This is a genomic window from Psychrobacter luti, from assembly GCF_014192115.1.
In the GTDB taxonomy this organism is placed as follows: Bacteria; Pseudomonadota; Gammaproteobacteria; order Pseudomonadales; family Moraxellaceae; genus Psychrobacter; species Psychrobacter luti.
The window spans coordinates 545,542-571,914 of sequence record NZ_JACHXL010000002.1 but is presented as its reverse complement, the minus strand read 5'-3'; the positions used below and the strand labels follow the sequence as shown (position 1 = coordinate 571,914).

The 26,373-nt window shown below is 42.5% G+C and carries 21 protein-coding genes; 8 read left to right on the top strand and 13 right to left on the bottom strand.

The annotated features are described in order from the left end of the window. Positions 1-263: 263 nt before the first annotated feature. Both ileS and lspA read left to right on the top strand, forming a co-directional pair. Complete coding sequence (gene ileS, locus FHS24_RS06775) at positions 264-3,125, top strand: isoleucine--tRNA ligase (RefSeq protein ID WP_183619999.1); 2,862 nt, start codon at positions 264-266, stop codon at positions 3,123-3,125. Beyond that, positions 3,118-3,756, top strand: coding sequence for a signal peptidase II (gene lspA / locus FHS24_RS06770; protein ID WP_183619998.1), 639 nt, complete (start codon positions 3,118-3,120; stop codon positions 3,754-3,756). The genes ileS and lspA overlap by 8 nt, the downstream gene beginning before the upstream one ends. Before the next feature lie 142 nt (positions 3,757-3,898). Here lspA and FHS24_RS06765 read toward each other — a convergent pair whose 3' ends face one another. Further along, positions 3,899-4,390, bottom strand: a complete 492-nt coding sequence (locus FHS24_RS06765) for a hemerythrin domain-containing protein (RefSeq protein ID WP_183619997.1) — start codon at positions 4,388-4,390, stop codon at positions 3,899-3,901. A gap of 190 nt (positions 4,391-4,580) precedes the next feature. Then, entirely contained in the window at positions 4,581-5,258 is a 678-nt protein-coding gene (locus FHS24_RS06760) for a DUF1294 domain-containing protein (RefSeq protein WP_183619996.1), read from the bottom strand. A gap of 157 nt (positions 5,259-5,415) precedes the next feature. On the opposite strand from FHS24_RS06760, the gene fkpB reads away from it, so the two are divergent. Both fkpB and FHS24_RS06750 read left to right on the top strand, forming a co-directional pair. After that, a complete protein-coding gene (gene fkpB / locus FHS24_RS06755; protein ID WP_183619995.1) occupies positions 5,416-5,913 on the top strand; it encodes an FKBP-type peptidyl-prolyl cis-trans isomerase in 498 nt (165 codons plus the stop codon). 41 nt (positions 5,914-5,954) lie between these two features. Then, positions 5,955-6,995 (top strand): NADP(H)-dependent aldo-keto reductase, encoded by a 1,041-nt coding sequence (locus FHS24_RS06750; protein WP_183619993.1) that lies wholly within the window; start codon positions 5,955-5,957, stop codon positions 6,993-6,995. Between the two features lie 184 nt (positions 6,996-7,179). Here FHS24_RS06750 and FHS24_RS06745 read toward each other — a convergent pair whose 3' ends face one another. Continuing rightward, positions 7,180-7,980: a lysophospholipid acyltransferase family protein gene (locus FHS24_RS06745; RefSeq protein ID WP_183619991.1), complete on the bottom strand. Its 801-nt coding sequence runs from the start codon at positions 7,978-7,980 to the stop codon at positions 7,180-7,182. 502 nt (positions 7,981-8,482) lie between these two features. Here FHS24_RS06745 and hflX point away from each other — a divergent pair. The 4 genes from hflX (at position 8,483) to FHS24_RS06725 (ending at position 12,686) form a co-directional block, all read left to right on the top strand. Beyond that, entirely contained in the window at positions 8,483-9,928 is a 1,446-nt protein-coding gene (gene hflX / locus FHS24_RS06740) for a ribosome rescue GTPase HflX (RefSeq protein WP_183619989.1), read from the top strand. A gap of 333 nt (positions 9,929-10,261) precedes the next feature. Next, entirely contained in the window at positions 10,262-10,714 is a 453-nt protein-coding gene (locus FHS24_RS06735) for a CidA/LrgA family protein (RefSeq protein ID WP_183619981.1), read from the top strand. Between the two features lie 22 nt (positions 10,715-10,736). Next, positions 10,737-11,426, top strand: coding sequence for an LrgB family protein (locus tag FHS24_RS06730; RefSeq protein ID WP_183619979.1), 690 nt, complete (start codon positions 10,737-10,739; stop codon positions 11,424-11,426). Positions 11,427-11,870: 444 nt separating this feature from the next. Beyond that, a complete protein-coding gene (locus FHS24_RS06725; RefSeq protein WP_183619977.1) occupies positions 11,871-12,686 on the top strand; it encodes a lytic transglycosylase domain-containing protein in 816 nt (271 codons plus the stop codon). Between the two features lie 138 nt (positions 12,687-12,824). Here FHS24_RS06725 and tsf read toward each other — a convergent pair whose 3' ends face one another. From tsf to FHS24_RS06675, 10 genes are all read right to left on the bottom strand, one after another. After that, the gene (gene tsf, locus FHS24_RS06720) at positions 12,825-13,706 is read right to left on the bottom strand and encodes a translation elongation factor Ts (RefSeq protein ID WP_183619975.1); all 882 of its coding nucleotides are present in this window, start codon (positions 13,704-13,706) and stop codon (positions 12,825-12,827) included. Positions 13,707-14,070: 364 nt separating this feature from the next. After that, complete coding sequence (gene rpsB, locus FHS24_RS06715) at positions 14,071-14,874, bottom strand: 30S ribosomal protein S2 (protein WP_183619972.1); 804 nt, start codon at positions 14,872-14,874, stop codon at positions 14,071-14,073. Between the two features lie 396 nt (positions 14,875-15,270). Then, entirely contained in the window at positions 15,271-15,720 is a 450-nt protein-coding gene (locus tag FHS24_RS06710; RefSeq protein ID WP_183619970.1) for a chemotaxis protein CheX, read from the bottom strand. A 40-nt stretch (positions 15,721-15,760) separates the two neighbouring features. After that, the gene (locus FHS24_RS06705) at positions 15,761-16,210 is read right to left on the bottom strand and encodes a chemotaxis protein CheX (protein ID WP_183619968.1); all 450 of its coding nucleotides are present in this window, start codon (positions 16,208-16,210) and stop codon (positions 15,761-15,763) included. A 55-nt stretch (positions 16,211-16,265) separates the two neighbouring features. Next, positions 16,266-16,628 (bottom strand): response regulator, encoded by a 363-nt coding sequence (locus tag FHS24_RS06700; RefSeq protein ID WP_183619966.1) that lies wholly within the window; start codon positions 16,626-16,628, stop codon positions 16,266-16,268. A 20-nt stretch (positions 16,629-16,648) separates the two neighbouring features. After that, positions 16,649-18,850 carry an ATP-binding protein gene (locus tag FHS24_RS06695; protein ID WP_183619964.1) on the bottom strand — a complete coding sequence of 734 codons (2,202 nt, stop codon included), beginning with the start codon at positions 18,848-18,850 and terminating at the stop codon, positions 16,649-16,651. Between the two features lie 5 nt (positions 18,851-18,855). Next, positions 18,856-19,728 (bottom strand): substrate-binding periplasmic protein, encoded by an 873-nt coding sequence (locus tag FHS24_RS06690; protein ID WP_183619962.1) that lies wholly within the window; start codon positions 19,726-19,728, stop codon positions 18,856-18,858. Positions 19,729-20,111: 383 nt separating this feature from the next. Continuing rightward, positions 20,112-21,371, bottom strand: a complete 1,260-nt coding sequence (locus FHS24_RS06685) for a multidrug effflux MFS transporter (RefSeq protein ID WP_183619960.1) — start codon at positions 21,369-21,371, stop codon at positions 20,112-20,114. Between the two features lie 288 nt (positions 21,372-21,659). Then, positions 21,660-22,472 carry a crotonase/enoyl-CoA hydratase family protein gene (locus FHS24_RS06680; RefSeq protein WP_183619958.1) on the bottom strand — a complete coding sequence of 271 codons (813 nt, stop codon included), beginning with the start codon at positions 22,470-22,472 and terminating at the stop codon, positions 21,660-21,662. A 181-nt stretch (positions 22,473-22,653) separates the two neighbouring features. Next, a complete protein-coding gene (locus tag FHS24_RS06675; RefSeq protein ID WP_183619956.1) occupies positions 22,654-26,133 on the bottom strand; it encodes an ATP-binding protein in 3,480 nt (1,159 codons plus the stop codon). Positions 26,134-26,373 lie beyond the last annotated feature (240 nt).

Sequence of the window (26,373 nt, the reverse complement as noted above, 5' to 3'; positions counted from 1 at the left end):
CTGCCGTTATCATATTCACTTTTCTAATTATCCTGCTATCTATTAAAGATATTTTTTGTTGCAATCGTCTCATTAGTATTTATGATGGACGTAACTATTTACAAGCAACTCATACACAACACGTTATAAGCAATATCTTCTAAGCAAAGTTTTCTAAGCAAAAGGCTAGCATCGATTATCAAATGTTTGACCCCATATTATATTTAACCTTAAGCCTGAATTTCAAACGCAACCTCTAACCATCATTTTATAAGACACTTTCTATGACTGATAAAAGTAACGATACACCAAGCCAAGATTATAAAGACACCCTAAACCTTGCTGATACACCTTTTGCAATGCGTGCAAACCTTGCCAAACGTGAGCCAGATTGGCTTGCCGCTTGGGAAGCGGATGACGTGTACGGCAAAATTCGTCAGGCACGTGCGGGTGCGACCAAATACATTTTGCATGATGGCCCTCCATACGCCAACGGTCAAATTCACTTAGGTCATGCGGTCAATAAAGTATTGAAAGACATTATCGTGAAGTCAAAAACCTTATCAGGCTTTGATGCGCCTTACATACCTGGTTGGGATTGTCATGGTCTACCTATCGAGCAAAAGGTTGAAGCCAAAGTCGGCAAAGTCGGCCAAAAAGTCTCTGCGACTGAATTCCGTGGTCTATGCCGCGAGTATGCAAGCACGCAGATTGAACTGCAAAAAGCAGACTTTAAACGTCTAGGTGTGTTCGGTGATTGGGACAACCCTTATCTAACGATGAACTTCCATCAAGAAGCCAACATCGTGCGCGCCCTTGCCAAAATTTATGACAATGGTCACGTAACCCGTGGCATGAAGCCCGTTAACTGGTGCTTGGACTGTAGCTCCGCTCTAGCTGAAGCCGAAGTTGAATACCAAGATAAAGTCTCTGACGCTATCTATGTAAGCTTTGATGTGCTGGATACCGGAAAGGTTGCGGCATTGAGCGAGATTGATGGCAATATCGCAGCCATCATCTGGACCACAACGCCTTGGACACTACCTGCTAACCAAGCAATCGCCGTACATCCTGAGCATGACTACAGTGTGGTGGCGACTGAAAAAGGCAACTTCTTATTAGCCACTGATTTGGTTGAAACGGCATTAACCGAGCTTAAGCTCAGCAATCAAGGCATATTGGCAACCGTATCAGGACGTGAGCTTGAAGGTCTGCACGCCCAGCATCCATTAATAGAAGACCGTCAAGTGCCGCTTATCCTAGGCGATCACGTGACCACTGATAGTGGTACTGGCCTCGTCCATACTGCGCCCGGTCACGGTCTCGACGATTATATCGTTGGTCTGAAATACAACTTACCTGTTGAAAATCCAGTCAGCGGTACAGGCGTTTATTTGGACAGTGCAGCGGTATTTGCTGGTGAGCACATCTATAAAGCCAATCCGCAAATCATTGCCGCCCTCCATGATAACGGTCATTTAATCAGCCATACCAAAATTGAGCACAGTTATCCGCATTGCTGGCGTCATAAATCACCGATTATCTTCCGTGCAACGCCGCAGTGGTTTATCAATATGGAAGCCAAAGGTTTACGCGAGCGTGCGCTTGCTGATATCCCTAAGGTCAACTGGACGCCAGCGTGGGGACAAAACCGCATTGAAGCGATGATGACCGGTCGTCCAGATTGGTGTATTTCACGCCAGCGTACATGGGGCGTGCCGATTGCCTTTTTCACTCATAAAGAAACGGGTGAGCTGCATCCAAACACCCTTAAGCTGATGGAAGTTGCTGCACAAAAAATCGATGCAGGTGGCGTAGAGGCTTGGTTTGATGCCAGTTGTGAAGATTTCTTAGGCGCGGAAGCCGCTGACTATGATAAAGCGACTGATACCCTAGACGTTTGGTTTGATTCAGGAACGACGCATTTTGCAGTACTTGAGCAACGTGATGAGCTGACCAATCCCGCTGATATATATTTAGAAGGCTCGGATCAGCATCGCGGTTGGTTCCAGACGTCATTATTAACCTCAGAGGCGATGTACGAGCGCCCACCGTTTAAGCAAGTATTGACGCATGGTTTTGTGGTTGACGAAAACGGCCGCAAGATGAGTAAATCACTGGGCAATATCATCACGCCGCAAGACGAGATTAATAAAACAGGTGCGGACATGCTGCGTTTGTGGATTGCGTCTAGCGATTATCGTTATGAGATGAGCGCAGGTAAGACAGTCTTTAAAGGCGCTATCGATATGTATCGCCGTATCCGTAACACCTTACGCTTCTTACTAGCGAATACTGATGACTTTGATCCAGCCACCAACAGTGTCGATATTAATGAGCTGGTCAGCCTTGATAAATTCATCATTGAGCGGGCGCAAACGGTACAAGCGCAAATCATTAGCGCTTATGATGCGATGGACTTTCATCAAGTCACCCAGCATGTCACCGCGTTTTGCTCGCAGGATTTGGGTAGCTTCTATTTAGATATTATCAAAGACCGTCAGTACACCACCCAAACTGATGGGCAGCCGCGTCGCTCTGCGCAAACGGCGATTTACCATATCACCCATGCGTTGATTCGCTGGATTACGCCGATTTTATCATTCACGGCACAAGAAGCATGGGAAGTATTGGAAGGTAAAAACGGTAATGACGCAGGATACGTGTTTACTGAAGAATGGTATACCTTCCCAGAGTTTGAGTTAAGTGCCATCAGTACCGATGACTGGCAACGTATCATGCAAGCAAAAGATATGGTCAATAAACATATCGAAACAGCACGCGGTGAAAAAATCATCAATGCCAACTTATCTGCTGGCGTTGATTTATATGCCGATGGTGCAATGCATGAAAGTTTGGCCAAGCTTGGTGAAGAGCTGCGTTTTGTGTTAATTACCAGTAGCGCGACATTGAAACCAATGAGCGCCGCTCCTGCTGCGAGCAAAGACAGTACCGCTGCCCAAACTGATAGCAATGCCGATGAATCAGTCGATTTATTGGTCGAAGTCAGTGCTGCCACCGGCACCAAATGCGTACGCTGTTGGCATATCCGTGATGATATCGGTACAGATATTACGCACCCAGAATTATGCGCACGCTGCGTGACCAACGTCAGCGGTAACGGCGAGGTGCGCCATTATGCCTAATTCTACGCCTAATCCGACAGACTCATCGGAACATAAGCAGCCGCAGGTTGAGGTTGATCATTCGCCTAAACCTGCACATGCGACCACAGGTAGTTCAACCACGCCTAAGAGTCGTCTGAATAAGACCCCAAAAATGGTTGCTAATGGCAGTCGCGCCTTTATGTGGTACTTGCTGTCGCTGGTGGTCATCATCATTGACCAGTGGACGAAATGGCTGGCTGAAACCAAGCTAAATTTCCTCGAGCCAGTACCCGTGATTGAGCCGTTTTTGAATTGGACGCTTGCTTATAACTATGGCGCAGCGTTTAGTTTCTTGGCAGATGCTGGCGGTTGGCAAAAGTGGTTTTTTGCTGGATTAGCTCTAATAATGTCGCTGTTTTTAATCGGTTATTTGGTAAAAGCACCGCGTAAAGCCAAGCTGCTATCGTTAGGTCTAGCCCTGGTGCTTGGTGGCGCTATTGGCAACTTGATTGACCGCTTACTACATGGTCACGTCATTGATTTTATTCATGTGCATTATGCCGACATTTGGCATTATCCAATTTTTAACATTGCCGATGTTGGTATTTGCATTGGTGTGGCGCTGATTGTTATCGACATGCTGTTTTTAGAAAAGAAGCGTGAGGTCTAGTGTTATAACGTATTAGACTGTCCTCGAAACGACGAGATTCATACCTTTAAGAATAATCCTTAAAAAAATAGCCACTATCAATAGTGGCTATTTTTATGCGCTAATTTTCTTATTTATCAAAAAACACAAAACATTTTGGCAATCAATCATCCGCATGTGTTTGCTTAAACTCAGCATACTCAACTTGATATAATGAGCCAAGACGTTGCTGCAAGTCGCTATCTAAAATCTTTTTCGCCTCTTTAAAAAACTCATTTTCCTCTTCTTTTAAATGATGGCGTACCTTATGAATCAAATCTGCACAGGTACTATCCCACTTCTCTTGACCAATACGTCCATCATCCAAAGTCTCCATCATCTCATCCATTTCATGATGCTCAGTAATGGCATGCCGAGATAAATCAAGCCCGTCATCATGCTGCATGACGGGCACATATAAATGACGCTCTTCTGCCGCCGCATGCGACTGTAATTCAAGCTTTAACTCTTCATAAATGGCTTTACGCTGCGACTCATCTTTCGTACTTTCAAGCTTATCGCATAACGCTCGTTGAACCTCATGATTGTCGATTAACGCAGCAAAAATATCTTGCGTTAAATTAACATCATTAGTCTTATTGTTGTTATTACTCATTATTTTCCTCTTTAAGATTATTAATATATTAAGTATTCAAATGATTCTATTTAATCCTCAAGTATAATAACAATAATAAAAGAAGCTATTGTCATCTATCAGTTAGCGATAGATAGTCATTTGGTTAAAGCCAGTATTTGCATAATAATAATGAATTAGGCAATTATTTAATCAATGTATATGCCAAAACTTAACCAAACGGCAAATTTGCCAAAAATGCAAAGTCTTTACCCGCCAATATAAACAACAATCCTGCCAAGTTAATAATCACAGTTAAATAATAAGCAATACGAAATTCAGGCTTTTGCGACTTATGACGTAAGTAGGTTTGCGCGACCATCGCTCCGACCCAACCACCAAGCGCACTTAAAATATGCAAGGTTGATTCAGGCGTACGCCAATCGCCACTTTGGGCAGCGGCTTTGTCTTTGGCATACATGCCATAGGTAATGATGCCTAATATAGCGTACCAAGCAAGTACCAGCCAGCTTAGCTTATTCATGAATACAAATAAAATTAGAACCCCATAAAAGCCAATACCGAGGAATAAGCGCTTCTTTTGTTCCGCTTCAAACTCTGCTTGGGCGCTACGTTTGTGATTTCGCTGGCGGATTTGGCTGTTCTTTTGCGCCATTTTTTGCTGCACAAAGCTGAGCTCTTGTACATCCTTTGCCTGCAGGCGACCCTGATTGTCTTGCCCCACTGTAAAAACTACTTGCTCACCAATTTCGGGACAACGCTGGGCTTTAAACGCACTGACATGAAAAAATACTGACTCGCCTGCTTCCGTTTCAATAAAACCAAAACCCTTATCTTCTTGCCATTTTTTAATATAACCTTGTTGTTTATTTGCCATCAGTTTTGCCATAAATACTTCGCTCTCTCTTAGATTCGCCAAATATATTACACTATTTGCGTTACACTATTTAGGCTTACAACTTTTACCAGATGTCTTATCATTTGCGACATTATTTTTCACCATATTTTTAATTATTTTTCGACTCCAGCAATAGGTAGCTTTTACTATGACCGACTCCCAATTTATCACGCCTAATGAAGATATACGTATCACCCATGGCAGCCTTGTTAAACTGCATTTTGAAGTATCGCTAGAAAACGGTACGATGATTGACTCAACCTTTAACCGTGATGCACCAGTGACGCTGACGATTGGCGACGAGAGCTTGTTGCCAGGGTTTGAGCAAGTACTGATGAACCTACGGGCTGGCGATACGCGTAGCGCTCACCTTGACCCTGAGCAAGCATTTGGTGAGTGGAATCCTGATAACATCCAGCATTTTAGTCGTACCCAATTTGCCTTGGTCACTGACAATCCTGAAATCGGTATGTTGGTCGAGTTTGAAGACAAAGGTAAAAACACCCTGCCTGGTACCATTAGCGCTATCAATGACGACGAAGTAGAAGTCGATTTTAACCATCCACTTGCCGGTCAATCGGTACTTTTTAAAGTTAAAATATTCCAAGTCACCCCACCGGGCGTCACGGGTATCAAACTGATGTAGTATAAAAATAGCTCTATATTAAAATTAAAAAGGACAGAAAAATGCAATATCAAACACTGCCGCAGCTCAATGAAAAAGTCTCAAAAATTTGCTTAGGGACGATGACGTGGGGACAGCAAAATAGCGAAAGCGATGCGCATGCACAGATGGATATGGCGCTTAGTGCAGGTGTGAACTTTTGGGATACCGCCGAGATGTATCCATCACCGCCTGATAAAGACAAACAAGGCGATACCGAACGCTTTATGGGCACGTGGTTTAACAAAACCAAACAGCGTGACAATGTCATTCTTGCCAGTAAAATATCACCGATGAATTTTTTACGTGACGGTCAAACACGCTTTAATGCTGCGCATATCAGTAGCGCCATTGATAGCAATCTCGAACGTTTGCAGACCGATTATATTGATATCTATCAGCTACACTGGCCTGAGCGTCAAACCAACTATTTTAGCCAGCTCGGTTATACTGAAGAGATGGCAGCGCAGTCGCTAGATGATTTGACGCCTTTTTTAGAAACCATCCAAGCATTAAATGATGAGATTAAAAAAGGTCGCATTCGCGCTTATGGATTATCAAATGATACCGCCTGGGGTCTGATGCGCTACCTGTGGGAAGCGGAAAAAAATGGTTTAATCGCGCCTATCACGGTGCAAAATCCTTATAGTTTGCTAAACCGCGTATATGAAGTTGGCATGGCAGAGATTGCCCATCGTGAAAATGTTGGTTTACTTGCCTACTCGCCGCTTGGTTTTGGGGTATTGTCTGGTAAATATCTTGACGGTAAACGTCCTACTGGCGCGCGCTTGACAATGTATGACCGCTTTGCCCGTTATACCAATGAAGAAGCAAAAGCCGCCACTGCTCAATACGCTAAAATTGCTGCTGACGCTGGTTTGGATATGGCGCAAATGGCATTGGCCTTTGTTAATTCGCGCTCGTTTGTCACCAGTAATATCATTGGGGCGACCACCACTGAGCAGCTGCAATCCAATATTGATAGCATCAACTTAACTTTAAGCGCAGACGTCTTAGCCGCTATCGAAGCGGTACATACCCAGCATCCTAATCCATCACCATAGTTTTCTGGCGTTATAATCTGATGTTTTTCAGGGTTTAATAAGCTAAACTGCCAGTATTTGCATAGTAAAGAAAAAGGCGCAAACCTTAGTATTGACTACTAAGATTTGCGCCTTTTTTATGACTACTTTTCTGCTACTACTTTTTCTATTAAAACTTTTCTATTTTAGACCGTTTGATGCTTGCTTATACTTTAGCTACTTTCGTTAATACGCGTGAATGTAATTCAGCCAAGCCTTCCTGCATATGCGCTTGTAATAAATCAGTCAGCTCACTTTTGCTTAGGCCTTTAGGATCTATCGGCTCAAGCGGTAAGACAAAAGCCGTCACGTCTTTACTATCAAGCACTTTTTTTAGGCTATCTTTCATCGTCAGCTTACCGTAATAAGGTAACGCTTCACTCAAAGTGCCGTCCTTATTCACATAAGCAATCACCAACGGGCGTACCGGCACGTCAGCATCTATCGCCGCTTGTAGCAAAGTGCCATGGATACGCTTAATCTTTTTGCCATCGGTGGTAGTGGCTTCTGGAAAAAACATTACCGAAAAACCCTTGGTTAAAAAGGTGGCAATTTGGGCAGCGACCGTGCCGGCATCACCGGAACCACGCTCGATAAATACCGTACCTGCAGCATGCGCCAACTTACCAAATATCGGCCAATCGCCAATCTCAGCTTTCGATAAGAAAAAAGCAGGGCTTAGCGTACCCACTACCGGAATATCCATCCATGACACATGGTTAGAGACCCATAGACCGTGGTGCTGCTCTACGCGCTCGACTGCCACAACCTGTACACCAAAAGAGCCTGCCATTTTACGACAAAACGCTTGAATATAGCGCGGTAGTTTTTCGCGTGGCGGCTGTTTAAAGGCACCAATACGTTGGGCTGCGCGCAGTCCGCCAGCGATAGTAGTTGTCATGCCAGCGATTTGTTTGCCGCGACCTAGTTGCTGTTTGAGTGAAAAGCCTGACTTAGATTGGCTCATCTGTGTCCCTCGTGGTTAAAAACTTATGGGTTAAAAAATTCTTTATTAAAGAGCTTAGTGATTAAAAAGCCTATTACTTAAAAAGCTTAACGCTTAAAAAACTTATGATTATATCTCTTAAACAAGCGTCATGAGTATAACAAAATTTATTCATTCAGTGACGACTTGTGCACTGAGTTATGAGTGGCTTTTGTTAATATTTTGCAATAGTTAGCTATCAGCTCATTTTTACGCATCTCATTTTTACTTTACCACCGCTCGACAGATTAGCACGTTTAGAAAAGCCAACCTTGCCGTTAATAGCTTTCTTATGAGAACCTTCATACTTTCACTACTATATTATTTAATAATAAACCCTGTAACATAAAAGCATGGCTAATTGCGTTAATACGCTTTAATATCAAGTGATAAGACCACATATAGAGGGTCATATGAAGGCTATATCGACAGTTAATAAATCGATAACCGCCATCTATTTACTTAATGATATAGGTGATACTCTTTGGAATATTTTGAAAGACATGAAGGTGGCGAGCGCGCCATTATAGTACATTTAGACATCCGCCAAATTCAAGATCCTGATGATCTTAACGAATTTGAGCTGCTTGCAGATTCGGCAGGTGCTGATCGCTTGGCACTGGTCACAGGCTCACGTGCACGTCCTGATGCCAAATACTTTGTTGGTAGCGGTAAAGCACAAGAAATAGCAGAATTGGTGCGCGAACATGACGCTGATATCGTCCTTTTTAATCACAATTTATCGCCATCACAAGAGCGTAATATTGAAGCTTTGGTACAATGCCGCGTCCTTGACCGTACAGGCTTAATTTTAGATATCTTTGCGCAGCGTGCCCGTACTTACGAAGGTAAGCTGCAAGTTGAGCTTGCGCAGTTAAATCATTTATCGACGCGCTTGGTGCGTGGTTGGACGCATTTGGAGCGTCAAAAAGGCGGTATCGGTCTACGTGGACCCGGTGAAACCCAGCTTGAAACAGATCGTCGCTTATTACAAGTACGTGTAACTCAGCTAAAAACCAAACTTGAAAAAGTACGTCAGACTCGTGCCCAAGGTCGAGCACGTCGGCAAAAATCAGACGTGCCAACGATCTCACTTGTTGGTTATACCAACGCTGGTAAATCTACCCTATTCAATCGTTTGGTTGATGAAAACATTTATGCGGCAGATAAGTTATTTGCCACGCTTGACCCAACGTTACGTCGTTTAGACTGGCAAGGTGTTGGTCGCGTCGTATTGGTCGATACGGTGGGTTTCGTTCGTCATCTGCCACATGAGCTGGTCGAGTCGTTTCATGCAACACTAGAAGAAACGTTAGAAGCCGACTTATTGCTGCATGTTATCGATTCATCTAGTGAAGATATGCACGAGCAGATTCAAGCGGTTAAAGATGTGTTGGCTGAAATCGATAACGATGTGCCTGTGCTCAACGTATATAATAAGATTGATTTGACCGATGAGCCTGCACACATTGGCTATGCTAAGGAAGGTCAGCCAAATCGAGTTTATGTCTCTTCTCGTCAAAACCTCGGTATGGAAGAGCTGTCACTTGCTGTCCAGCAACTATTAATGGGTACTTTGACAACCTTTGATTTGACCCTGCCTTATAATGCGGGTCAATTTAAAAATACCTTGTATGAGCTTGGGGTGATTTTGGAAGAAAGCTACGACGACAATGGTCATGAATGCTTAACCATTCGTCTACCAAGTGACAGGCTCAAGCAGCTACTGGGTCAAGCCAATTTAAAACCATTAGATGTATTGCCGTTAGCACAGGCAACGCTGCTGATGCCGATACTTGAAGAGTTTGAACAGATTGATGAAGAAATTAACACTAATGAAGAAGAATCTTTAACGGCAGAAGAAGAAAACGCTTTTGCTGAATTTGAAGCATTAAATTCCGCGGCCCAAGAATCTGATTCGCAAAGTTAAATAGATTCGCTTTAAACCATTCAATCTAAAATAAATCTTGAGAAAAGGACGCTATTGTTTGATAGCGTCCTTTTTATATGCCCTGTGCTTAGTCACTATTTTATAGGAGATTTAAAACCTGCATCATATCCTCATCGCACCTGCAATCCATGCTTAGGCTTTATTAGTTTGCTTACTCTCTATATAATCAGGCAATATGCTTGCATTAAAATATCTCTGGAAAATATACCAGTAACGTTTAATTGCTAGGTTTCGCAATTAATAATGCTATGTACTTCTATGAGCTCCCATTTATACCCTCTCTTGTTATATTTTATTTGGCCAAAATTATTTATGAAGCCTTCCTCTTCTTCAAACATACCCTTATGGACGGCGTTAATATTAACGCTGATAATGGTTGTGGTGGTTCGTGAGTCTGCCGTCATTGTTTGCCAATTGGCCGGTATCGAAAAAGCTGCCAATATTGTCGGTTTGCTGACCATGTTTGTCATCTTGCTGATTTGGCGGCTCATAAAAGGGCTGCCCAGTTGGCTAACCCAAGCAAGCAACACCTTATTGGTTGATAGTGGCTTTGCTTTTTTACCCGTTTCTGCCGGCGCAGGCTTGCTGCTATTCGCATTAGGCGATGAGTTTTGGGGGGTGATGCTGACGATGATTATCAGTACACTTATCCCACTTTGGGGGCTGGCTATCCTTGCCAATCGGTCTCTTAATAACAGCAGTGATACAGACAATACGCTTAACGACAATACGAATATGACCAACAAGCAGAAGGGACAGCACTAAGCTGTAGGGACAAGGCAACGTTATGAGTTTTAGTAGTGTATTTACAGCAACCCTTGCTGCGATATTATTAACCTTGGCAGCGCACGTCATTGCTCGCGTCCTTGCGCGCAAGCTGTCATGGTTGCCCATGGTCATCACCGCATTGGTATTAGTGTTGCTGTTTTTATTTATTTTACAATGGGATTACAACCATTATTACAGCGTGGCAAAACCGGTATTTGACCACTTATTAGGCTATGTGACGGTATTATTGGCTGTACCGTTGGCAGCGATGAACTTTAAAGGCTTGCCGGTCAAAAAACTCACCATGATTGTGGCGCTGGCAAGTTTGGTTGGCGCCTTGCTACCCATGTCATTGGCGTATCTGTTTTCACTTAGTGATGAGACCATCTTGGCCTTTGCCACCCGTTCAGTGACCACACCAATTGGTCTTAGTGTGGCAGATTTGATTAAAGCCCCGCTGGCAATGGCAAACTTAATTATTATTGTCTCAGGAATCATTGGCGGTACTTTAGCGCGCTTCTTATTTCGCGGTGTTGACGATGACCGCGCCAAAGGCTTAGCACTTGGCTTAGCCGCCCATGCATTTGGAACGGTAGAAGCGTGGCAAATCAGTCATACTGCTGGACGCTATGCTGCATTTGGCTTAGCCGTTAATGGTTTAGTCACCGCTATTTGGGTACCTATCTTTATTAGTGCGTTATCGTCTTGAAATGATTTAAGTTAAATGTAAACACAAAGCCCATCATCCTTGATGGGCTTTAACTTTTACCTAAGCTTATTTTACAGACCTTTTTAGCTTCATGTCTTAATGAGTTTTATAGCAAAGATAAAGACGAAAACCTCGCCATTATCAGCTACTGAGTAGCATCCCTTCTATTACCATCTTGATTTCATTCAATTTTTTTTACAAATTAAAATAACTTTTGACTGCGCGTGCACGCATTCAGATGTGGCAAAAACTTATTTTGTGTTATAGTAAACAACTATTATTTTTTGTATCTATTGCAAGTGGTTTTGTTAGACGTGAATTCGTAGGTAGTCGCCATATTTGGTTACTATAAAATCCTACAGACGCGATAACCGCTTTGACGCGCGACCTGACGCGCTTATAGGCAAAGCAATTTGCTATTACTCGATAAAAAGTGATAACCCTATGATAAATATTGCACCTTTAATGACGCGCTGCTTGTCTCCCGTTTTACTGACAGCTATTGCCTTCTCTAGCCTCCCTATCGCCGCTCAAGCAGGCAATATGTATATCTACAAAGACAAAGGCGGACAAGTACTCCTTACCAACGTCAATCCTAGCGGTAATTTTGATAAATTTAACAAAAAAGTAAAAACCACCTATTATAAAGATTCTAACGCTTACAATGCTGGTAGCAATGCTAGTGCTGATTACGGTAGCAGCACTGCAAGTAGTAGCAGTGGCCGCAACTCTTATGATAGCTATATCCGTGCTTCAGCCGAGCGTCATGGCGTAGATCCTGCGCTGATGAAAGCCATGATGCATACCGAATCTGCGTTTAATCCCAATGCTCGCTCACCTGTCGGTGCCCAAGGTTTGATGCAGCTGATGCCAGCTACTGCCCGCCGCTTCAAAGTCAGTAATCCTTGGAATCCTGCCGATAACATCGAAGGCTCAGCGAAATATATCGCTTGGCTGATGCGCCGCTTTAACAATAATGTTGAGTTTGCCGTGGCTGGTTATAATGCTGGTGAAGGTAACGTCGATAAATACAATGGCATTCCACCGTTTAAAGAGACGCGTAACTATGTCAAAAGTGTGATGAGCCGCTATCATAGCCTATATAAAAACGATTCAGGTTTATCTGGCAATACGATGAACGCCAGTAATAGCAATAACACCAATAATAATGGCGGTGGCATGCAAAACGTCAGTTATGGCACCAGTAGTAATACCAACAGTGCCAGTTACGCCAACTCTGCTTACTTAGCACTACGTTAATATTGATAATTGATATTCACACTCAGCATAAATAGCTTATTTTTTGAAGCTTTCAGAAGTAAACAAACACAAAAAAGCCCGTTATTGATATAACGGGCTTTTTCACGATTTATACTACTTATCTTATATTACTTAAAATTACTTGCTAGCAGCTTGAGCAGCAGCAACTTCAGCAGCAAAGTCTTCTTGCTTCTTCTCGATGCCTTCACCAACTTCTAGACGTTTGAAATCAAGTACTTTTACGCCTTCAGCTTTTAGTACGTCACCAACTTTTTTCTCATTGTCCATCACGTATGGCTGACGTAGTAACGTTACTTCGTCTAGGTACTTACGTAAGCCACCTTCGATCATTTTTTCAACGATGTTGTCAGGCTTGCCAGACTCTTTCGCTTTTGCTTCGATGATGTCTTTTTCGCGTGCTAGTACATCAGCATCTACGCTTTCATCATCTACTGCAACAGGGTTGAATGCTGCAATGTGCATTGCAAGGTTTTTACCCGTGTCTGCACTGCCGCCTTCGTAAGATACAACCACACCGATACGTAGACCGTGACGATATGCAGCAATGTTAGCGCCTTCAAGTACTTCAACACGGCGGATTTGAATATTTTCACCGATTTTTTGTACTAGAGATACACGTGCTTCTTCAACCGTTTGACCACCGCCATAAGGTAATGCAGAGATAGCTGCAACGTCAGTCTCATTGTTTTCTAGCGCGATATTTGCGACTTTTTCTGCAAATGCAGTGAAGTTTTCATCTTTTGCAACGAAGTCAGTTTGGCAGTTAACTTCTAACAAGAATGCTTTGGTGTCGCCTTGAGCGATGATGATAGCGCCGTCAGCTGCGATGTTACCGGCTTTTTTAGCCGCTTTCGCTTGACCTGATTTACGTAGGTTATCAATAGCAGTTTCAACATCACCATTTGACTCTTCTAACGCTTTTTTACATTCCATCATGCCAAGACCAGTACGGTCACGCAATTCTTTTACCATTTTGGCAGATACTTTTACTTCTGACATAAGAGTTACCTTTTATTATATACATGAATATTGTTATGTAGGGGTATGCTTAAAATCTATTCGATAACTTGATTAATATCAAGTCGACATTACTCTTAATATTAGACTTAAGCCTTAATAAAACCACTCATATTTAATGATTATTTATATCATCAAAAAAGCAATATGGCTCGTATAGACGATAATACTCGCCCAATCATGACACGCTTATTAATTTTGACCATAAACCATTAAGAGCAAGGCATGACGAGTAAAACTACATCATGCCTTTTATGAGCTTATATGCTGTTAATAACCTTATATGAATGCTGACAAGATAACTATCAAGACATCGTTACAAAGTTAAACCTTAGCGGTCAGCGATTTATTCTGCTGGAGTTGCAGCAGCTTCTTCAGCTTTAGCTTCAACTGGCGCTTCTTCAGCAGCAGCAGGTGCTTCTTGGTCAGCTTTACCACCAGCTTGAGTTTGTGCGTATTCTTTACCAGCGATAATCGCATCAGCCATAGAAGTTACGTACAAAGTCACGGCACGGATAGCATCATCGTTTGCTGGGATGATGTAATCAACGTTATCTGGGTTAGAGTTAGTATCAACGATACCGATAACTGGAATACCTAGGTTTTTAGCTTCTTTAATAGCGATCGCTTCATGATCTACGTCTACAACGAAAATTGCGTCAGGTAGGCCGCCCATGTCTTTGATACCACCTAGTGAACGCTCAAGTTTTTCCATATCGCGAGTACGCTCTAACGCTTCACGCTTAGTAAGCTTAGCGAAAGTACCGTCTTCTGCTTGTTTTTCTAGCTCTTTTAGACGGTTGATTGACTGGCGTAGTGTTTTCCAGTTAGTCAACATACCACCTAACCAGCGATGGTCAACGTATGGCATGCCAGCGCGTGCTGCTTGCTCAGCGATGATACCGCTTGCTGCGCGCTTAGTACCCACGAACAATACTTTGTTTTTCTTAGCAGCTAGGCCGTTTACGTAAGTCAATGCTTCGTTAAACGCTTTTACCGTGTGCTCTAAGTTAATGATATGAATCTTGTTACGGGCACCAAAAATATATGGACCCATTTTTGGATTCCAAAAACGCGTTTGGTGACCAAAGTGAGCGCCGGCTTGTAGTAAGTCGCGCATTTCGATTTTGGTTGGATTCTTTGTAGCCATGTTAAATGTCCTGTTGGTTGGGTTATGCCTCCACATCACAAAAACTGCCTATCTAGCGACACGCATCTGCCCTTGTTAATGCTCATCAATAGCGCATTAAGCCAATAGTAAATTTGGGCAAATTAATCAAGTCGCCAAACACCCAGCAATTTTTTGCCATGATGTGTGTGTCATTGGTTGATGGGTTGGTTTAAAAAACTAGCTATGATTTGAAAGTATAGAATACTAAACGCTAAAAAATAGCTGGGCTGTATTTTAGCATATAAGTGAGAGTGACTGCTAGCGCTAGCATGATATTTAAGGAGATGATATTCCATAAAAAAACGACGTCTAAACGTCGTTTTTAATTGTTAGTTTTGCTTATAGCATCACTAGCTATCAGTGCTGAGCGTTAAGCTAAGCGATAGAAATACCAATAACAGCCTTGTAGCCGCGCCACGTGAAAGGCGTGACATAGCTTTGGCGGTCTTTTGGCAAATAAGGAATGCTCGGTATACCTTCAATAATCTTGGGCGGTGAAATAATAAAATCGGCACCAAACTCAGTGCGGGCGTTACCTGAGATGGTATTTGCCATCTCACCCAATAAGTCTTTCATCATCGTAATAGACGAGTCAGGCTCACCCATTACTTTGATTACTTCCCGCAAAATATTGCTCGGGGCGCTGACATATACGCAACCTTCAAGCGGTCCAGAGATTGTAATCATACCGCTATAATCATAACCCACGGCATTTTTATTACTGTTTAAATACGGCGTATCAATCACCACTGGCTCATCATCAATCTGCGCGAAAAATGCACTGATTGAACTTAAAAAGACGCCTAACTTGTCTACATTAACCATAATAGTTTATTGTCCATATCGATCATCATTGGGGTTGGATTTAGTCTTGCAAACAAACCACAATCTCCCCAATTTGACCTCGCCAGCTTACTGGAATGATAAAAGAACGCCCATTTTTAGGCAAAATAATGCTTTGCGGTGAGCCTTTGAACACTAACGGTACAGAGATATGAAACTCTGCACCAAACTCGTTGCGGGCATTACCAGATACAGTGTTAGCGACCTCTCCTGCCAGATCCACCAAATTATCTTCGCTTTGATCGGTTTCACCCATGCTATCTAGGATACTGGCCAATAACGCGCTGGTAGCAGAAAAGTAAACCACGCCTTTTTGTACCCCTGAGATACCGATGACGCCTGTATAATCATGCACTTTAGGCTGCTGATTTTCTAGTAAATAAGGGGTATCAACAACCAACTCTTCAGTACCAAACTGATTAAAGTAATTGGTAATGATACTCACAAAAATTTGTAACTTTTGCTCTTTCATAATGTGTGTTCTTTAATAAGATATTTACTTAATTTATTAGGGCGTGTCCTAGCGGCTAGTCTTGTACAAGCTCATACAAAGACTCTACCAGCTCTTCTTCTGAAAAAGGCTTGCATAAGAAACCACTCGCACCCAATGATAATGCCTCAATACCAGTCGATTTATCAGACAACGCCGACACCACTAAAATCCGCACTTCAGGGTCAATCGCAATGATTTTTGCAATACATTCAAGTCCATCCATTTGTGGCATGGTTAAGTCCATGGTCACCACATCAGGACGATGAATATTGAATTTTTCGACGGCTTGGACACCGCTGGTTGCCGTAGCAACCAACATAAACTGGCCAGAATCATAAGCACGCTGAATACGGTTTCGAATGATATTTGAATCATCCACAATCATTAATTTGTACATAATGTCTCTATTGTCCTTAATTACGCAGCAGGCAAGGTGATGATAAAACGGGTCATTTTTCCAAGCTCAGTATTAACGTTAAGCTTTCCGTTGTGCTCTTTGACCAACGCCTTGATGACGTCTAAGCCCACACCGCGACCGCCATCTTCATCGGCATGTTCTTTGGTTGAGAAACCAGAAGAAAATAGCGTTTTGAGTAATTCGCCTTCAGTAAGTGCGCTTGCGTCTGCATGACTAAAGTGCCCTTCGGCAATCAGCTTATTACGAATGCCTTCATAGTCGATACCTTGACCGTCATCTTGCAAGGCGATGATTAGACTTTGATTATCACGCTGCATCTCTAAGTCAATACTACCGATTGCAGACTTACCTGCTGACTGACGCGCTTCAGGTGATTCGATACCATGTACTACCGCATTACGTAACAATTGAATACTGATCTCTTTGATCGGTTGTTTGAGGCGTTCAGGAATATTTATATGTGCTAAATTATGACCGTTAAATTGAATTCTCTTGCCCTGTCTTACCGCAATATCTTTGGCAAAATCTTGATAATAAGATAAATACTCGTCATCTGACTCATCGCTCAAATCAACTTCACTACCGCCACCGAAATTTATGTTAGTGATAGCAGTATCTGCTACTTGGGCTTGGACAATGCTTGGTTGTGGTTCAGTCTTTACTGGCGATACAGGTTTTGCATTACTGTTAGCTTTTGGCGCTGCCTGATTAATACGCTCACCTAACGTTTCAATGGTGTTCGATAGGCTGAGTAAGTCATCCAAATGTACGGCGAGCGGTAAGAAGTTATTGCCCGATAGCTTGCCCTGATTTTGCAGCGCATCAAGCTTGTCTTCTGCGTCTGATGCAATTTTGGTAAAGCTGTGTAGCTTAAGCGCCGACGCTTCACCTTTTAAGCTGTGCATTTCGCGATAAATCGCATTGAGCTTACCTTCAAGCTCAAATTGCGAGCTGCCAGGGTTTTTCAAAATATTGTTCATCTTATCGATATGAACTTTGGTATTGTTAATAAATTCATTAATGATTTTTGGATTCACATTTAAGATGGTCGTCAACATCTCAATCTGCATGTCATTTTGCGAACGCTCTTTTTCTAGGCGCTGTTCTAGATAAACAGCATCTGAGACGTCATTAACGTTGACCAGAATACGGGCAATGTCTTTATCTTCATAAACACGTGAAAACTTAAAGTCTAGGAAGCGGCTCGTGGTGCTCTCTTCTCCAGATGCGTTGTGTAGCATGACTTTATGCAATGGGTTTAAAGAATCAACCAATTTTTCTTTGACACGTGGGTTATATAGTTGCTCAATAAATTGACGCGTGGTTTTCAAATCTTTGTCTGAAATACGACCGCGTAGTACATCGGCAAAGTTTTCACCTGACAATCTTTCTTCACCAATAATGCCGTTTAGGGCGCGTGAATGCTGCTGACCAATATTCAAATCTTTATCTAACAAGAATAGACCCGTATTTACGGTTTCCATGATTTCTTGCGTTTCGCGGCGAGCAGCCAATGCTTCCGCATCGGTATCACGCAGACGGCGTACAAAGAAGAATACAAAGATTAGGAAGTAAGCAAAAATAGCTGCAACCCCTAATATCTGAATCAGACGTATGGTGTCTGCTTGGCGTTCAGCGTTGATAAACACTTCATCAGTGAGCTGGTCTAACGAATCATTAATGAGCAAACTTGAAGTCTTTGCCTGCTCTACTGCTTGAGTCAATTCATCAGATGAATCAACCATGATATTATCAGCGTCTTTTAGGTAGGCTTGAATTTTAGGTTCTAAAAGCTGCCATTGCTCATTAGCTGCAGTAATCTGCATCTGAGACTGACTATTAATTTTTGGTAAATTATAGCTTTTACCATCAATGTCGGTGATTTTTCCACCTTGTTCAATCGCATTAATAGAGCTGGTAATGAGGGTTGTATTTTCTTCCAAACGCTCTAAAACTCGTTGGATATGTGGTGAACTGGTGTCTTCGCCATAACTACTATCTAAGTCAAATAAGTCTTTAATTACCGCTTGCGCGCTATTGGCGACTTGGTTAGTTTGGTCAATTAAGACAGTATTTCTTTCAAGCAAGCTTGATGTATAGAAAGTAAATGCCAGCAGTGCGCCAATCAAAGATAAAAACAGTGCAATTGAAATAATTAGACTGTGATAGCGTTTATTGTCAATATTATGTGAGGTTGCCATCTTCTCTAAGCTCCTTTATTCGTTTGCTGAGTGGTCGTATTGCTAGTAGCAGGAGCAGTTCCGCCCAACCATTTTTGCTCAATCTCTTTGAACTTACCTTTCTCTTTAAGCTTAGTAATACCTTCATTAATTGTCTTAATAAGCTTAGCATTGCCTTTTGCCATCAATATTACTTGTTGGGCTGAGGGATTGTCTTCACCTTCATAAGGAACGATAGTGACCTTATGTTCAGGATGGTTTTTTGCCGTATATTGTAAGATGGGTAAATCATGCAAAATTACGTCAACTTTCCCTTGCATGAGGTCTTCAAATAGCAGGAATGCTGTGCTTTCAGTGGTCATTTGACTATATTTGCCCATTGCTTTGAGCTGATCATCTTGCTTTGAGCCTTCCATAGCAGCGACATGCATACCTTGCAAATCTTCTATTCCATTAATTTTCACATTGCTTTTGGCATACATGATTGAGGATGGATTAAAGAAATAAGTATCAGATAAATCATACTTTTCAGCACGGTCGTCTTTGTAGGATATGCCTGATATCGCTAAATCACGACCACCTGATGCCACGCTATCAAACATGTTTTGCCAAGTCTCTTTATAAAACTCGACCCTGAATCCCTGTTCTTCACCGATAGCACGAATTGAATCGATATCTATACCTTGCATATTGCCGTAGTCATCTTGGAAAGAAAACGGAGGCATCGTGCCTGTAGTCGCAACTTTTATCACTGGCGCTGTGGCAGGTAGCTGACTGACGAAGTTGTCTTTATTATCGTTAGCAGCATTGGCATTGACACTCTCTTGAGTAGTAGAGTTACTACATCCAAACAGACCTACACTCAACATAATCGGTAACACTCGATATAACTGCTTCATATACTATCCTTATGCCTCGGCTTTATATTGCAAATCAAAGAAAACAATACTGAAAACTACTGTAATGTTTTCACAACAATCTATTACAATAAGTTACGCTCGATAATAATTGAGCAAGTCTACTATTGCAATAATTTTGTTTAGCTATAGCGTACATATTTTTATATATGACAATAAACATATATAAAAATATTATGAGTAAATGAAATTATTGCTCTAATATTTAATAAACATATATCCATTAGAAATAGATTAACTAATGTAATAGATAGATAAAAAACGGAAAACAACAAAAGGAGCAGACATAAAAAAAGTATTCAGGCATTTTATACGCACTGAATACTTTTTTTATAAGTTAAAATTAAATGAAATTTATCGGTTAATTATTCTGCATTATCCAAATTCAAATTACGGTCTATTTGCCAAATTAAATAAGTACCAAGACTCATCAGCGCAAACATCGCGATACCGATTTTCAATACTGGATTGACGGGGAATAAGTTTAATAATAAACCGCCGAAAATACCGACTGAAAACATCAACGAGCCTTGTAGAGCACTGGCCATACCAGCGCGGCGTTTTTGGAAAGCGAGCGCGATCGCCGATGCGTTTGGCTGCGTCAAACCTAAACCGGCAATACAGAAGAAAATACAGGCTAAAACCAGGGGCAGCCAAGCATCGGTGCCAAATACAATACCAAGGGTAAATAGCGCTCCCGCTGAGATGACCTGCATCATCGCCCCAAAACGCAGAATACTCAAAATACGGAAACGATTGGTTAGCCATTGATTAAGCTGGGTTAAACCCACAAACCCTGCCGCATTCATGCCAAACAACCAACCGAAATGCGTCGCTGACATGCCGTAGGTATCCATGATTAATTCAGAAGCAGAGCTGATATAGACAAACATTGCCCCCATAAGTAGCCCGCCACCAATCGCTGGATAATTAAAAGTCGGGTCTTTTAATAAATCCCAATATTGACTGAGCACTTCTCTAGCAGGACGAACGTTACGGTTTTCTTCGGTGAGCGTTTCAAAAAAGAAAAACTTGGTCAGCAACAAGTTTAACGTGCCAAAGGCCGCCAAAAACCAGAAGATAGAATGCCAGCTGAAAAATTGTAAGAATACAGCACCCAGTGACGGCGCTAATATCGGCGCTAAACCCATCACCAATATCATGATAGAAAAGGCTTTCGCCGTTTGCTTAGCAGTCAGGCGATCACGAATAGCGGCACGGGTAACGACCGCGCCAACACAAGCACCGAGCGCTTGCAAGGTACGACCGACAAACAATACGTATTCATTATCGGTAGTTGCACAAATAATAGAGGCAATCACATATAAAGTCATGCCTATATATAAAGGTTTGACGCGTCCAACGCGATCACTAAATGGGCCATAAAACAGCTGACCAAATACCAAACCGACAAAATAAGCAGGAACAGAATTGGCCATAAATGCCGTTGAGACACCAAAATCATCTGCCATCGACGGTAATGCGGGCAGATACATATCAATCGATAATGGTCCGACTGCAACAATAAGCCCAAGCATCATAATCCATGCAACAGGCAAATCAGCAGAGCGCACTCGGTCTGCAGCATTCGGTTTATTAGGCAGGGAGGATTTTGGAGCAGACATAGTTAGACCATATGATAGAGTGATTATTATTTTATTATTGATGCCTGATTTGTTTTGTAACTTTAATAAGCTTTTATTTTAAACCAAGCCTTTTTTAAAATAACTTCTATAAGCAATCATGCATACTGACAGGCAGCAACGCAAAAAGATATTCAGGCAGCGACGCAAATAGACTACAAAAACAGATAATGCTATATTGCACTATCTGCTTGTAATTCAATAGATGCTTGATGTGAATAAAATAAGCCTGTATCACTCAAATACAGTGTCGAAATATGACTCATTTGTCTAACGGAATTGACGTTTGCCAAAAGCGGTACTGGCTTGCTTGGCTTTTCTAAGTGCCAGCTTACGGTTACGACCAAACATCATTTTTAATTGCCAGATTTTTTCTTTATATAGCGTTGTGGCTGGCTGTTGGAACATGGCGTTAATAACGCGTTTACTTGCTAGCACTGCATCGGGTGAACGCTCAGCAAACTCAGCGGCAAGCTTTTGTGCCTGCTCAAGTGGCGTCTCACTACAATGGCTGACCAGACCAAGCGCTTTGCCTTCCTCAGCATCCACGGTACGAGCCGTCATTGCCAGCTCTTTTAAGATATCAGCGCGTACGACGCCAAACCCTGATTGGGTCAAGCCCATGTCAGGAACCAGCCCCCACTTGGCTTCCATAATAGACAATTTGCAATCAGGATGGCTGATGCGCACATCACAGGCCAGCGCCAGTTGCAGACCTGCACCGATGCAGTAGCCCTCTAAAACCGCAATCACTGGCACGGGGACATCACGCCAAACCAAGCAGACGCGTTGAAATAGACTTTGCCAAGGTTTAATAAGTTCCCATAACGCAAAGGCTTGGTTTTTAGGATGGTTTAAATCGCCTAAATCGATACCAGCACAAAACGTGCCTTCAGCGCCATTAAGAATCACCGCGCGTATGCTTTTATCTTTACTGATACGACCGGCGACTGCTATCAACTCTTCGACCACTTTAAAACTCATGGCATTCTTTTTTTCAGGTCGATTGATGGTCACCGTTAATATATTGTTATTGGCGCTGACTTGTAATGTCTCATACTGGTAAGTGGCAATAGCGTGCATAATCATCCTTAATAATAAATAAAACAAATGTAATGGTTGGTACTCGGATTAATATTAACAGCCTTGTACTAACCCTTCCTTATCAATAACTGACTGCTAGGGTATCGTTTATCATCAAGATCATCTAATTTCTGTCTCACCCCTAGCTCATTTTTGCCTTAGCACTATAAAACCAGCTGTCCTAAATCATTTTCCACGTCATATCATTTTCACTTAGACGGTGATAATTAAGCTGCGGATAAGCCGATAAATCCAGTGTTTGTAAGTTATTTAACGCGGTCAATAGCGCATCATAATAAGGCTCGAGCATCGCAAATTGGGCGGGCGTGGTATGTTGGATATTTAATAAGCATTTATCCTCTAAATCTTGGCTGGCCTGACGTAATTGCGGCACGCCTGTATAACGACTGCCACCTAATATACGATGGGCAATTTGCGCAAGCGTACTGCGGTCGCGACTCTCCCATGCCTGCATCAAAGCTTGCTTTTCATCATTAATGGTATCGAGCATCATAATAATCAGCTTGGCAGCCAAATCAGGTTTATTGGCTGAACGCGTTAAGGCATCTTGCCAATTTAAAATCTCTGAGGTATCAAGGGTATTTATACCCAAATCTGTATTATTTTGACTTAGTATTGTATTTATCTTTTGCTCATCTTTAGCATTCTGTGTCATTTTATAAGGTGGAGAAACCAATGGTGTTTGACCCTGCTCTTGATAACGCAAATTCTCATAGCGCGGTTGGGTTTCGCGCGGTGTCTCGCGTCTATAATCCTCACGCGGCTGACTATCACGCAAGTAATCATCGCGAATTTTCTTCAGCGATAAAGGTCGGGTGATTTTTGCCGGACTTACCGCTTCAGTATCACTATTAGAATTAGCATCGTTATGATTATTATCTCCTCTAATGATCGGATAATTCGGTGCTGTCAGACCTGTATATGCCGTTAAAGCGTCCTGCGTTAATGTATTGTTTAAATTAGGGCTTTGTAAGTCAGTGCTAGGCAAATTTTTAGCGTGTAAATCATCATTAGTAAGAGCGGTTACTGGCGGTACTGAAGTGGTACGACCAAGCCATTTTTGCAGCACTTGTAGTAATTGTGGCTGGCTAATAGGCTTACCGACATAATCATTCATGCCGCTAGCAATCAGCTTTTCTCGCTCATCAGCTAAGCCATGAGCGGTCAAGGCGATAATGGGAATATGATGATCAGGTGTTTCGATATTACGGATTTGGCGCGCTGCTTCATGCCCTGACATACGCGGCATTTGAATATCCATAAATATCAAATCAATACTGCTTTTGTGCACCGCATTGCCTTTATCATCTGTCGTAGCATCGTCAAGATGTAATGAGCCAACCGCCGATTTATTGACATCGTCGCGGGCCTCGGCTTTAGATATCTGGGTCTTTTTCGACAAACTTTGTTTTTCAGTTTTAGCGTTTTTGATATGCTTGGTTTGCTGTTTACTAATAATTTCTATCGCATCAAAACCACTACTGGCAGTAATCACATGGATACCAAGCTCACTTAGTAGCGCATCAAGCACCAGTAAGTTTGGCAGATGATCGTCGACGGCTAAGACAGTAACGCCCTTCCAGCGTGGCTCTTGAACGCCACTCGGAGCGCTGCGTTTTTGCGTATCAAGCATCGCATAGAGCTGCCTTTTATCTAATGGCTCATACAAAATATTGGCATGATAACGATTGAGCAGCGCTTGGTCAGCGGCAACTTGATAGCCAAACACCGCCAGCTTACCCTGATAATGCAGGCGAATCTGTTTGAGTAGTGCCATCATATCGTCTTGCGTATCATCATCAACGATGACCCAATCCCAATAGTTGCCGCGCTCTTTGAGCGACTCAAGTACGCCCGGTAAAGAGTTGGCTTGGGTTAGGGTAATCGGTAAATGTTGCAAACTGGCCTTAAGGACCTGTATAGACGCGGTATGATTGATCCAAACCAGCACATTAAATTCGTCCGTATCGCTGGCAAGCGGCGCGAGCACTGGCAACTCAATAGTTTGCCCAGTCGCCGCCTCTAAAACATCGACATGGGCTGGCATTCGAAACCAAAATGTTGCTCCTTGGTTAGAGATATTTTCTTGTACATTGTCATAAAAGCCAATATCGCCGCCCATCAGCCGTGTTAATTGCTTAGAGATGACCAGACCCAAACCGGTACCACCATATTGACGCGTGATCGACGGATCACCTTGACTAAAGCTTTGAAAGAGCATTTTTTGGTCAGATAATGAAATCCCTTTACCGCTATCTTGCACACTAATCATCAAGTAATTGTCGCGATGATCGTCTAAGCTAACGCGGACGACCACATCACCGCTGTCCGTGAATTTAATCGCATTACCAACAATATTGGTCAGTACTTGTTTAAGACGCAGGGCATCGCCGTTGATACGCATCGGCACGTCGTTATAAAACAGCACCGCCATGCGCAGACCTTTTTCTGCAGAGACTGGTGATAGCATATCGACCACATCATAAATGGTGTCATAAAGGTCAAACTCGTGACGATCAAGCACCAGTTTACCCGCTTCAATCTTGGAAAAATCCAATACATCATTCACGAGTGCCAATAAATGCGCCGACGATTTGCGAATGGTTTGCACGTACAAATCTTGTTCAGGATTAAGCTCACCGTGACGCGCAAGCAAATTAATAAAACCATCGATACTGTTTAATGGTGTGCGTAATTCATGGCTAATATTGGCCAAAAACGCTGACTTGGCTTGGCTGGTTGAAATTGCAGCATCACGGGCATTACGGATAGAGATGTTTTGCATCTCCATCTCGTCAAATGCTAAGCGCAAATCATCCTCAGTTTGCTCGGCATGATCTTTCAAATCTTGGAAGCTGGCATGTAAACGGCGTAAGGTCTTGACCAAATCTTGCTGTAATAAATTCAGCTCACCATTCGATTCAACCGGAATAGGCTGATAAAGGTTGTCCACGTGGGTACGTTGTAATTGCAAACGCAGCTCGTAAATCGGCGCAATCCAACGTTTTGAATAAATATTTAAGCTTAACAATAAAATCAAAATGGTAAATAAGCCGGTAATCGCCAGCGCCATGGCGATACGATAACGGGCAATATAAAGCGGCTCGTTATCCATATCGACCATTAGCCACACTTGCTGCCCGTCAAACTCACCCAAGGTACTACCGTAAGCTGTACCAATAGGCGTTGGCTTTTGCGATAAAAAAAGCTCTGATGAATCTATCAGTGGCCATGCCTCATCGATACCATAGCCGACACTGGCGAGTACTTCATTGTTTTGATTAATAATCGCAATACGCTGGACATGCTGCTCCGATTGCATGCGTCCTAGCCTATCTTGAATACCTTCTAGCGTCGCTGTCGCTGCTTGCGATTTATTGTCGGCCTTACCTTTACTATCACCCATTTCTGCCTGCTGCTTTTCTTGCTCTAATAGTTCAGGAACAAGCTCCGCAATCGCAGGCGTATAACGTATCAGCACTGCCTCTGCCAATACTTCTTGTTCAGAATTACTGGCGCGCATGGTTTCATAAAACACCAAAATACCACCTACCGCTGCCAATAAACAAATCGGCAAAAATACCAATATAATCAGCTGGCCATAAGCACTACTGGTATCAAAACGTTTTTTGTAAGCCATGCTGGGTTTACTCTCCACTGATATTGGGTACAGATATTATTGGTGATAGATATTGTACGATGCGCTTATGTGTTAATAATTGGTTAAGCACTAACAGCAAGCCATCAATGATAGCTTGAGATTATCTTAGCAGGATTCTATCAAAGACGGTTAGCCATTCATTGACTCATCTTCATTAACGAACGCTCATTAAGCAAGCGTTATTGCTCGAAAGGCTGCGTCTAATATTGATACCTCATT

What these genes read in the sequence shown, in the direction of transcription:
- ileS (WP_183619999.1), top strand. Translation starts at nt 264, where the DNA reads ATGACTGATAAAAGTAACGATACACCAAGCCAAGATTATAAAGACACC.
- lspA (WP_183619998.1), top strand. Translation starts at nt 3,118, where the DNA reads ATGCCTAATTCTACGCCTAATCCGACAGACTCATCGGAACATAAGCAG.
- FHS24_RS06765 (WP_183619997.1), bottom strand. Translation starts at nt 4,390, where the DNA reads ATGAGTAATAACAACAATAAGACTAATGATGTTAATTTAACGCAAGAT.
- FHS24_RS06760 (WP_183619996.1), bottom strand. Translation starts at nt 5,258, where the DNA reads ATGGCAAAACTGATGGCAAATAAACAACAAGGTTATATTAAAAAATGG.
- fkpB (WP_183619995.1), top strand. Translation starts at nt 5,416, where the DNA reads ATGACCGACTCCCAATTTATCACGCCTAATGAAGATATACGTATCACC.
- FHS24_RS06750 (WP_183619993.1), top strand. Translation starts at nt 5,955, where the DNA reads ATGCAATATCAAACACTGCCGCAGCTCAATGAAAAAGTCTCAAAAATT.
- FHS24_RS06745 (WP_183619991.1), bottom strand. Translation starts at nt 7,980, where the DNA reads ATGAGCCAATCTAAGTCAGGCTTTTCACTCAAACAGCAACTAGGTCGC.
- FHS24_RS06735 (WP_183619981.1), top strand. Translation starts at nt 10,262, where the DNA reads ATGAAGCCTTCCTCTTCTTCAAACATACCCTTATGGACGGCGTTAATA.
- FHS24_RS06730 (WP_183619979.1), top strand. Translation starts at nt 10,737, where the DNA reads ATGAGTTTTAGTAGTGTATTTACAGCAACCCTTGCTGCGATATTATTA.
- FHS24_RS06725 (WP_183619977.1), top strand. Translation starts at nt 11,871, where the DNA reads ATGATAAATATTGCACCTTTAATGACGCGCTGCTTGTCTCCCGTTTTA.
- tsf (WP_183619975.1), bottom strand. Translation starts at nt 13,706, where the DNA reads ATGTCAGAAGTAAAAGTATCTGCCAAAATGGTAAAAGAATTGCGTGAC.
- rpsB (WP_183619972.1), bottom strand. Translation starts at nt 14,874, where the DNA reads ATGGCTACAAAGAATCCAACCAAAATCGAAATGCGCGACTTACTACAA.
- FHS24_RS06710 (WP_183619970.1), bottom strand. Translation starts at nt 15,720, where the DNA reads ATGGTTAATGTAGACAAGTTAGGCGTCTTTTTAAGTTCAATCAGTGCA.
- FHS24_RS06705 (WP_183619968.1), bottom strand. Translation starts at nt 16,210, where the DNA reads ATGAAAGAGCAAAAGTTACAAATTTTTGTGAGTATCATTACCAATTAC.
- FHS24_RS06700 (WP_183619966.1), bottom strand. Translation starts at nt 16,628, where the DNA reads ATGTACAAATTAATGATTGTGGATGATTCAAATATCATTCGAAACCGT.
- FHS24_RS06695 (WP_183619964.1), bottom strand. Translation starts at nt 18,850, where the DNA reads ATGGCAACCTCACATAATATTGACAATAAACGCTATCACAGTCTAATT.
- FHS24_RS06690 (WP_183619962.1), bottom strand. Translation starts at nt 19,728, where the DNA reads ATGAAGCAGTTATATCGAGTGTTACCGATTATGTTGAGTGTAGGTCTG.
- FHS24_RS06685 (WP_183619960.1), bottom strand. Translation starts at nt 21,371, where the DNA reads ATGTCTGCTCCAAAATCCTCCCTGCCTAATAAACCGAATGCTGCAGAC.
- FHS24_RS06680 (WP_183619958.1), bottom strand. Translation starts at nt 22,472, where the DNA reads ATGCACGCTATTGCCACTTACCAGTATGAGACATTACAAGTCAGCGCC.
- FHS24_RS06675 (WP_183619956.1), bottom strand. Translation starts at nt 26,133, where the DNA reads ATGGCTTACAAAAAACGTTTTGATACCAGTAGTGCTTATGGCCAGCTG.